Raw genomic sequence first — 8,693 nt, 5'->3', positions numbered from 1 at the left:
TTAGCTCAGTTGGTAGAGCAGTTGACTTTTAATCAATTGGTCGCAGGTTCGAATCCTGCACGACCCACCAATTTCAGCATTTAACTCAGATGTTGAACGTGAAGGATAACGTTGCGTCAGCAACGGCCCGTAGGGCGAGGTGAAGCCGAGTCATCCTGCACGACCCACCAATTTCAATATTGGTGTCGAGTGAAATTATTCAGGTAATACCAGAGCGGGTCGTTAGCTCAGTTGGTAGAGCAGTTGACTTTTAATCAATTGGTCGCAGGTTCGAATCCTGCACGACCCACCAATTTCAGCATTTAACTCAGATGTTGAACGTGAAGGATAACGTTGCGTCAGCAACGGCGCCGAAGGGCGAGGCGAAGCCGAGTCATCCTGCACGACCCACCATCCTGAATGATTACAGTAGCAAAATCCCGCAAGGGGTCGTTAGCTCAGTTGGTAGAGCAGTTGACTTTTAATCAATTGGTCGCAGGTTCGAATCCTGCACGACCCACCAATGTAAAAAGGCGCCCTAAAGGCGCCTTTTTGCTATGCGTCATTCTCCACAATCCTACTTCAGCATGACCCCCTGCCGCCGCTTACCGTGACGCCATAAGGCACGAACCGGTAGCCCGGGAAGATGCGTAGCATCGTCCCCGGGGAATAGGTGCTCATGTACAAAATTCATCACGACTTTTTGCTCGTAATCCGCTATCTTGTTTAGCATATAAAACACCATGACCGTGTTAAGGCGCAGACAGGCCATAGTGACGGTCTTAGAGTTAAGCCAGTAAAACGAGATTGCATGATGAGCGTAATGTTTGATCCTGAAACGGCGATTTATCCCTTCCCACCGAAACCGCAGCCGCTGACCGTCGACGAAAAGCAGTTTTACCGCGAGAAAATCAAGCGTCTGCTGCGCGAGCGCGATGCCGTGATGGTGGCGCATTACTACACCGATCCTGAAATTCAGCAGCTGGCGGAAGAGACCGGCGGCTGTATAGCCGACTCGCTGGAGATGGCGCGCTTTGGCGCCCGCCATTCGGCCTCCACGCTGCTGGTCGCCGGGGTGCGTTTTATGGGGGAAACCGCCAAAATCCTTAGCCCGGAAAAGACCATTCTGATGCCGACCCTGAACGCCGAGTGTTCGCTGGATCTGGGCTGTCCGATTGAGGAATTCAACGCCTTCTGCGACGCCCATCCCGATCGCACCGTGGTAGTCTATGCCAATACGTCCGCCGCGGTGAAGGCTCGCGCCGACTGGGTGGTGACCTCCAGCATCGCCGTGGAACTCATTGACCATCTGGATAGTCTTGGTCAAAAGATCCTCTGGGCGCCGGACCGCCATCTTGGCCGCTATGTTCAGCGTCAGACCGGCGCAGACGTGATCTGCTGGCAGGGGGCGTGCATCGTGCACGATGAGTTTAAAACCCAGGCACTGACGCGTATGAAGGCCCTCTATCCTGAAGCTGCTGTACTGGTCCATCCCGAGTCGCCGCAGGCAATCGTCGAGATGGCCGATGCCGTAGGTTCCACCAGTCAGCTGATCGCGGCGGCGAAAAGCCTGCCCCAGCGCCAGCTGATCGTGGCGACCGATCGCGGTATCTTTTATAAAATGCAGCAGGCGGTGCCGGAGAAAACGCTGCTGGAAGCGCCCACCGCTGGTGAAGGGGCGACCTGCCGCAGCTGCGCGCATTGTCCGTGGATGGCGATGAACGGCCTGAAAGCCATTGCCGAGGGGCTCGAGCAGGGCGGCGCTGAACATGAAATCCACGTCGACGAAGCGCTGCGGACCGGCGCATTAATTCCCCTTAACCGGATGCTGGATTTTGCGGCTACACTACGGGGATAACCTATTGCCGCGTCATCTGACGCTGAGAGGATAAAATGGATTTTTTTAGCACGCAGAATATTTTAGTACATATACCCATCGGCGCTGGGGGGTACGATCTCTCCTGGATAGAGGCCGTGGGGACCATCGCCGGGCTGCTGTGTATCTGGCTGGCGAGCCTGGAGAAGATCAGCAACTATGCATTCGGTCTGGTCAACGTCACGCTGTTCGCCATCATCTTCTTTCAGATCCAGCTGTACGCCAGCCTGTTGCTGCAGCTGTTCTTCTTTGCCGCTAACGTTTACGGCTGGTATGCCTGGTCGCGGCAAAGCACCAATCATGAGGCCGAGCTGCAGATCCGCTGGCTACCACGCAGTAAAGCCCTGGGCTGGCTGGCGGCCTGCGTGGTGGCGATCGGCTTGCTGACCCTGTTTATCAATCCGTTTTTTGCCTTCCTGACGCGAATCGCGGTCAGCCTGATGCAAGCGCTTGGTTTGCAGGTCACGATGCCGGAACTGCAGCCGGATGCCTTCCCGTTCTGGGACTCCTGTATGACGGTGCTGTCGGTAGTGGCGATGATCTTAATGACCCGCAAATACGTTGAGAACTGGCTGCTGTGGGTCATCGTCAACGTCATAAGCGTGGTGATTTTTGCCCGTCAGGGCGTCTATGCTATGTCGCTGGAATATCTCTTGCTGACGTTCATTGCGCTGAACGGCAGCCGAATGTGGATAAACAGCGCGCGTGAGCGAGGTTCTCACGCGTTTTCTGGCTAATGATGGTGGTGATGATCGTGCCCGGCGTGCATCGTGTTGAGATGGCACTCCGGGCCGCTGCAGGGCTGGTACTCCATCTGCACCGTGGCATGCTCAATTTCATATTGATGTTCCAGGAAATGCAGGATGCGGTTGAGTAACGCATCATGATCGTGCGGCGGGACCACCTGCACATGCAGCGTCATCACCGGTTTTTCCCCCACCAGCCAGACGTGAACGTGGTGAACATCGCGCACCTCCGGGATAGAGCGGCGGATATCCCGCTGCAGGGCCGCCACATCGAGCGAACGCGGTGCGCCTTCCAGCAGCTCATTCAGACTCTCCTTCAGCAGCCGCCATGCGCTACGTAGCACCAGGCAGGAAACCAGCACGGAAAGGATCGGATCGACAGGCGTCCAGCCGGTGGTGAGGATCACCACGGCGGCCACAATCGCGCCAACCGAACCCAGCAGATCGCCGAGCACGTGTAGCGCCGCGGCGCGCACGTTGAGATTCCGCTCTTCGCTGCCACGATGTAGGATCCAAAACGCCAGCACGTTGGCTAGCAGACCGGCGACTGCAATGACCATCATCGTCACCCCGGCAACCGGCTGCGGATGCTGGAAGCGCTGAATGGCCTCCCAGACAATCAGCATGGTGATCACCACCAGAGCAATGGCATTGAGAAACGCCGCCAGGGTGGTCAAACGCAGCCAGCCAAAAGTATGGCGGGCGTTCGGGGGACGGCTGGCGAAGCGAACCGCCAGCAGCGCAAACAGCAGGGCGGCGGAGTCGGTGAGCATATGGCCGGCATCCGCCAGCAGGGCCAGCGAGCCGGAGATCGCGCCGCCGATGGCTTCTATCAGCATAAAACCGGCGGTGATGATGAACGCCCAAAGCAGCCGGCGAGCGTTGCCGTTATCCGGAGCCTGGGCAGGGGAGTGCGAATGCGCCATGGTGTCGTCCCTTGATAGTTATCATTATCACGCTATGACAGCATAAACAGAGAACGATAACAAACAGAGAAAAGGCGAGCCCAGCTCGCCTTTTCTCTGTTTGCACTCACCGCATCAATTACTGGGTGGTGCCGTCGGTTTTGCTGTTGTCATGGTTCATGCTGTCGCCGTTGTCCAGTTTCTTACCGGTATCCGGACAGCGGCCGTCTTTACACATCGAGTTTTTATGTACCTCATCGCTCGACATATTGTCCTGGCTCATCGTCGAGCCGTCAGGATGAAGCATGGTGCCGCCAGAGCCAGAGTTAATTTGGCTATTATCCACGTTATTCGGCGCCACGTTTTCACGGGCATCCGGCGCCACCTGGCCGGCATCAGCGGAAGAGTTGGCCTGGCCATTGTTGGACTGGGCGCCGGTGTCTGCCGCCAGGGCCGCGCCGCTGGCAAGACTTAAGGTGGCGGTGAGCAAAAGGGTCGTCAGTTTTTTCATATTCATCGGATACTCCTGTTGGGTCGGGAAGCGGTAAAAAACGCCTCCAGCGGTAAGTGTGCCAGGGATCTGACTCGCTATGGTTTAAGACTCCGCAGACGATCGCAGTGTCACTATATAATCCTGAAACGTAAGACTTAATTAGCTTTAACAGTTAAATATTGTAGTTCATGAGCCTGCTTTCGCTACTTTATGGCGTATTTTTGCCTATTTCCAGGATTATTCCATCACTACTGTAAAATCACGTTTACACTATTTCAGCGAAGAGATAGATTGGAGGGATTGCATTTCATTGAATAAGTATGGCAACGCTGGAAAGAAGATGAATTATCAGAACGACGATTTACGCATTAAAGAGATCAACGAATTATTACCTCCCGTTGCGCTCCTGGAAAAATTCCCTGCTACCGAAAATGCTGCAAACACCGTTGCACATGCTCGCAAAGCGATCCACCAGATCCTCAAAGGCGATGATGACCGCCTGCTGGTGGTGATTGGGCCTTGTTCTATTCACGACCCGGCGGCGGCGAAAGAGTACGCTTCCCGTCTGCTGACCCTGCGCGAGGCGTTGAAGGGCGAGCTCGAGATCGTCATGCGCGTCTATTTTGAGAAACCGCGCACCACCGTCGGCTGGAAAGGGCTTATCAACGATCCCCATATGGATAACAGCTTCCGCATCAACGACGGGTTGCGCATTGCGCGCAAACTGCTGCTGGACATTAACGACAGCGGTCTGCCGGCGGCGGGGGAATTCCTCGATATGATCACCCCGCAGTATGTCGCCGATCTGATGAGCTGGGGCGCCATTGGGGCGCGTACCACCGAATCTCAGGTTCACCGCGAGCTCGCCTCGGGGCTCTCCTGCCCGGTGGGCTTTAAGAATGGTACCGATGGCACCATCAAGGTGGCTATCGACGCGATTAACGCCGCCGGCGCGCCGCACTGTTTCCTGTCGGTCACCAAGTGGGGCCACTCCGCTATCGTTAATACCAGCGGCAACGGCGACTGCCATATTATTCTGCGCGGCGGCAAAGAGCCGAACTACAGCGCGAAGCACGTGGCGGACGTGAAGATCGGCCTGGCTAAAGCGGGCCTGCCGGCCCAGGTGATGATCGACTTCAGCCATGCCAACTCCAGCAAGCAGTTCAAGAAGCAGATGGAAGTGGGCGCCGACGTATGCCAGCAGATTGCCGGCGGCGAGCGCGCCATTATGGGCGTGATGATTGAAAGCCATCTGGTGGAAGGCAACCAGAGCCTCGAGAGCGGTGAACCGCTGACCTACGGCAAGAGCGTCACCGACGCCTGCATCGGCTGGGAGGATACCGAAACGATCCTGCGTCAGCTGGCGGAAGCAGTGAAAACCCGTCGCGGCTAAGCTACTCTGCGTTAGCGCAGGTCATAAAAAAAGCGTGGAGATTTCCACGCTTTTTTGTTTTGACCGGGGAAATTACTTCGCTTTACCCTGGTTGGCGACGGCAGCCGCTTTCGCCGCGATCTCTTCCGCATTGCCCAGATAGTAATGTTTGATCGGCTTGAAGTTTTCATCGAACTCATACACCAGCGGTACGCCGGTCGGGATGTTCAGTTCGAGGATCTCGTCTTCGCCCATGTTGTCGAGGTATTTCACCAGCGCGCGCAGGGAGTTACCGTGAGCGGCGATGATCACGCGCTCACCGCTTTTCAGGCGCGGCAGAATGGTTTCGTTCCAGTAAGGCACGACGCGGTCGATGGTCAGCGCCAGGCTTTCAGTGGTCGGCAGTTCCGCGTCGGTCAGTTTTGCATAGCGCGGATCGTGGCCCGGGTAGCGCTCGTCGTCTTTGGTCAGCTCCGGCGGAGTGACAGCGAAGCCACGACGCCACTGTTTAACCTGCTCGTCACCGTATTTCTCAGCGGTTTCCGCTTTGTTCAGGCCCTGCAGCGCGCCGTAATGACGCTCGTTCAGCTTCCAGGATTTCTCAACCGGCAGCCAGGCCTGATCCAGTTCGTCCAGTACATTCCACAGGGTATGGATGGCACGTTTCAGCACGGAGGTATAAGCAAAATCAAAGCTGAAGCCTTCAGCCTTCAGCAGTTTACCTGCCGCTTTCGCTTCGCTAACGCCTTTCTCGGACAGATCAACGTCGTACCAACCGGTGAAGCGGTTTTCGTTGTTCCACTGGCTTTCGCCATGACGAACCAGTACCAGCTTAGTTACAGCCATTCTCTTACTCCTCTCTACACGCCATCCCTCGCGCCGCGAACGGTGCGCTGAATATGTTGGTGTATGTGTTATTGATTGATAACTATTCTCATTATATTGCCGTGATTTGGCTCACGGCAATGCTTATCCCTAACCATAGCGAAAATAGTGGCTCAGTGTAAGGTGCTTGTAAAACACAGGTTATTTTTTTGTCCTTTGGTGACGGAAAATAGAGCAGGTTGCTGAAAAAAGAGGCGCCAGAGAGGAGGGCGGGGACGAAAAGCAGCGCCCCCGGCGGAGGGCGCTGGCTATTAACGGGCGATAAACTGATATTCCGTCAGGCTGACGTACTCCTGGCCCGGACGTAACACACAGTCCGGCTGCGGCCATTCCGGATGATTCGGCGAATCCGGGAGGAATTCGCTTTCCAGCGCCAGCCCCTGCCAGTCGGCGTAGGGCTCTGTCGTCTGCGACGGGGTGCCGCCGAGATAGTTGCCGGAGTAAAACTGCAGCGCCGGAGCGGAGGTATAGACCGTCATCTGCAGCTTACCGTCCTGCGACCAGACCTGCGCCGCAGGCTGACTGGCGTCGCCTCCGGCGTCCAGCAGGAAGGCATGATCGTATCCTTTCACCTTTTGCTGATCGGCGTCGGCGAGGAAGTCGGCGGCGATGGTTTTCGGCTGGCGGAAATCAAAGCTGGTGTTAGCAACATCTTTGAGTTCACCACCCGGGATACCGTCGCTTTCCACCGGCAGATACCTCTGGGCGAGGATCTGCAGCTGGTGCTGGCGCACGTCGCGCTGTTCACCGTCGAGGTTGAAATAGACGTGATTGGTCATGTTCACCGGGCAGGGTTTATCCACGGTGGCGCGATAGGTAATCGCGATGCGGTTATCGTCGGTCAGACGATAGTGCGCGGTAGCCTGCAGCGTGCCGGGAAAGCCTTGATCGCCATCTGGCGAGGTCAGGGCGAAGAGCACTTCCTGCTCGTCGGCGCGGACGATGCGCCAGCGACGTTTATCAAACCCTTCGGGGCCGCCGTGGAGCTGGTGGCCCGCGTCGTTTGAAGGCGTAACGTTGACGAGCTGGCCGTCAAGCGGGAAGCGGCTATTGCCGATGCGGTTGGCGTAGCGGCCTACCGAGGCGCCAAGAAACGCGGCCTGGCGGGTATAGTCTTCCAGCCTGGCGCAGCCCAGCAGCGGGCGGCGCAGGCTGCCATCGGCCAGCGGCACCTCGGCGCTGAGCAGCGTCGCGCCCCAGTCCGCCACGGTGACGGTCATCCCCGCCTTATTGCGCAGGGTTACCTGCTGCCATGGCTGGCCGTCCGGCGCCAGCGCGGTGGTTTGCGTTACCATTGGCCAGCCCCCTGTGACGGTTTGCAGACATAGAACGTCTCTTTAATTCCGGTTTTCGCTTCATACTCGTTGGCAACGGCCTGCTGCACGGTATCGACCAGATCTTCCGGGACCAGCGCTACCACGCAGCCGCCAAAGCCGCCGCCGGTCATGCGCACGCCGCCTTTATCGCCGATTGTCGCCTTGACGATCTCCACCAGGGTGTCGATCTGCGGGACGGTGATCTCGAAATCATCGCGCATCGAGGCGTGGGATTCGGCCATCAGCTCGCCCATCCGCTTCAGGTCGCCTTTTTCGAGGGCGCTGGCGGCTTCCACGGTGCGGGCATTCTCCGTCAGCACATGGCGTACCCGCTTCGCGACCACCGGATCCAGCTCATGGGCGACGGCGTTGAATTGCTCAAGGGTGACATCGCGCAGAGCGGGCTGTTGGAAGAAGCGCGCGCCGGTCTCGCACTGTTCACGACGGGTGTTGTACTCGCTGCCGACGAGGGTGCGTTTAAAGTTGCTGTTGATGATCACCACCGCCACGCCTTTCGGCATCGAGACGGCTTTGGTGCCCAGAGAACGGCAGTCGATCAGCAGCGCATGGTCTTTTTTGCCCAGCGCCGAAATCAGCTGATCCATGATCCCGCAGTTGCAGCCGACGAACTGGTTTTCCGCCTCCTGGCCGTTGAGGGCGATTTGCGCGCCGTCCAGCGGCAGATGATACAGCTGCTGGAACACGGTGCCGACGGCGACCTCCAGCGAGGCTGAGGAGCTTAAGCCCGCGCCCTGCGGCACATTGCCGCTGATCACCAGATCCGCGCCGCCGAAGTGGCTGTTCCGCTGCTGCAGATGCTTCACCACGCCGCGGACATAGTTCGACCACTGCTGGGTGTCGTGGCTGATAATCGGCGCGTCGAGAGAGAATTCATCGCTCTGATTGTCGTAATCGGCGGCAATCACCCGCACGGTACGATCGTCGCGCGGCGCACAGCTGATCACCGTCTGGTAGTCGATAGCGCAGGGCAGCACAAAGCCGTCGTTGTAATCGGTATGCTCGCCGATCAGGTTGACGCGGCCTGGCGCCTGAATGACATGGCTGGCCGGGTAACCGAAGGCCTCAGCAAACAGGGTTTGGGTTTTCTCTTTCAGACTCAT

The 8,693-nt window shown here is 57.5% G+C and carries 8 protein-coding genes, 2 tRNA genes, 1 other RNA gene and 1 pseudogene; 6 read left to right on the top strand and 6 right to left on the bottom strand.

What is annotated here, in order from left to right; all coding sequences use genetic code 11:
* Position 1 precedes the first annotated feature (1 nt).
* The 3 genes from MKS11_RS11455 (at position 2) to MKS11_RS11445 (ending at position 502) form a co-directional block, all read left to right on the top strand.
* Positions 2-170: non-coding RNA, RtT sRNA (locus MKS11_RS11455), on the top strand.
* 46 nt (positions 171-216) lie between these two features.
* A tRNA-Lys gene (locus MKS11_RS11450) sits at positions 217-292 on the top strand.
* Positions 293-426: 134 nt separating this feature from the next.
* Positions 427-502 (top strand) — tRNA-Lys (locus MKS11_RS11445).
* Between the two features lie 59 nt (positions 503-561).
* On the opposite strand, the pseudogene MKS11_RS11440 reads toward MKS11_RS11445, so the two are convergent.
* A pseudogene (locus tag MKS11_RS11440) lies at positions 562-724 on the bottom strand (hypothetical protein).
* Positions 725-793: 69 nt separating this feature from the next.
* Here MKS11_RS11440 and nadA point away from each other — a divergent pair.
* The gene (gene nadA / locus MKS11_RS11435) at positions 794-1,837 is read left to right on the top strand and encodes a quinolinate synthase NadA (RefSeq protein WP_017899604.1); all 1,044 of its coding nucleotides are present in this window, start codon (positions 794-796) and stop codon (positions 1,835-1,837) included.
* A 35-nt stretch (positions 1,838-1,872) separates the two neighbouring features.
* A complete protein-coding gene (pnuC, locus tag MKS11_RS11430) occupies positions 1,873-2,592 on the top strand; it encodes a nicotinamide riboside transporter PnuC (RefSeq protein WP_087771585.1) in 720 nt (239 codons plus the stop codon).
* Here the strand turns inward: pnuC and zitB are convergent.
* Positions 2,589-3,527: a CDF family zinc transporter ZitB gene (gene zitB / locus MKS11_RS11425; RefSeq protein ID WP_087771584.1), complete on the bottom strand. Its 939-nt coding sequence runs from the start codon at positions 3,525-3,527 to the stop codon at positions 2,589-2,591. The genes pnuC and zitB overlap by 4 nt on opposite strands.
* A 118-nt stretch (positions 3,528-3,645) precedes the next feature.
* Positions 3,646-4,023 carry a YbgS-like family protein gene (locus MKS11_RS11420; RefSeq protein WP_017899606.1) on the bottom strand — a complete coding sequence of 126 codons (378 nt, stop codon included), beginning with the start codon at positions 4,021-4,023 and terminating at the stop codon, positions 3,646-3,648.
* A gap of 316 nt (positions 4,024-4,339) precedes the next feature.
* On the opposite strand from MKS11_RS11420, the gene aroG reads away from it, so the two are divergent.
* Positions 4,340-5,392, top strand: a complete 1,053-nt coding sequence (gene aroG, locus MKS11_RS11415; protein ID WP_048294397.1) for a 3-deoxy-7-phosphoheptulonate synthase AroG — start codon at positions 4,340-4,342, stop codon at positions 5,390-5,392.
* A gap of 72 nt (positions 5,393-5,464) precedes the next feature.
* Here aroG and gpmA read toward each other — a convergent pair whose 3' ends face one another.
* From gpmA to galK, 3 genes are all read right to left on the bottom strand, one after another.
* On the bottom strand, positions 5,465-6,217 hold the full coding sequence (gene gpmA / locus MKS11_RS11410) for a 2,3-diphosphoglycerate-dependent phosphoglycerate mutase (protein ID WP_002895089.1): 753 nt from the start codon (positions 6,215-6,217) through the stop codon (positions 5,465-5,467).
* Between the two features lie 290 nt (positions 6,218-6,507).
* On the bottom strand, positions 6,508-7,551 hold the full coding sequence (galM, locus tag MKS11_RS11405; protein ID WP_032455735.1) for a galactose-1-epimerase: 1,044 nt from the start codon (positions 7,549-7,551) through the stop codon (positions 6,508-6,510).
* The gene (galK, locus tag MKS11_RS11400) at positions 7,545-8,693 is read right to left on the bottom strand and encodes a galactokinase (RefSeq protein ID WP_023319997.1); all 1,149 of its coding nucleotides are present in this window, start codon (positions 8,691-8,693) and stop codon (positions 7,545-7,547) included. The genes galM and galK overlap by 7 nt, the downstream gene beginning before the upstream one ends.

This window comes from Klebsiella sp. K5-45, assembly GCF_030128605.1.
Taxonomy (GTDB): domain Bacteria; phylum Pseudomonadota; class Gammaproteobacteria; order Enterobacterales; family Enterobacteriaceae; genus Klebsiella; species Klebsiella quasipneumoniae.
The sequence above is the reverse complement of the archived record's forward strand: the minus strand, read 5'-3'. Positions and strand labels throughout refer to the sequence as shown.

Bases quoted from the DNA above. Each gene is read 5' to 3' on its own strand.
- aroG (WP_048294397.1), top strand. From the start codon at position 4,340: ATGAATTATCAGAACGACGATTTACGCATTAAAGAGATCAACGAATTA.
- galM (WP_032455735.1), bottom strand. From the start codon at position 7,551: ATGGTAACGCAAACCACCGCGCTGGCGCCGGACGGCCAGCCATGGCAG.
- pnuC (WP_087771585.1), top strand. From the start codon at position 1,873: ATGGATTTTTTTAGCACGCAGAATATTTTAGTACATATACCCATCGGC.
- zitB (WP_087771584.1), bottom strand. From the start codon at position 3,527: ATGGCGCATTCGCACTCCCCTGCCCAGGCTCCGGATAACGGCAACGCT.
- MKS11_RS11420 (WP_017899606.1), bottom strand. From the start codon at position 4,023: ATGAATATGAAAAAACTGACGACCCTTTTGCTCACCGCCACCTTAAGT.
- nadA (WP_017899604.1), top strand. From the start codon at position 794: ATGAGCGTAATGTTTGATCCTGAAACGGCGATTTATCCCTTCCCACCG.
- gpmA (WP_002895089.1), bottom strand. From the start codon at position 6,217: ATGGCTGTAACTAAGCTGGTACTGGTTCGTCATGGCGAAAGCCAGTGG.
- galK (WP_023319997.1), bottom strand. From the start codon at position 8,693: ATGAGTCTGAAAGAGAAAACCCAAACCCTGTTTGCTGAGGCCTTCGGT.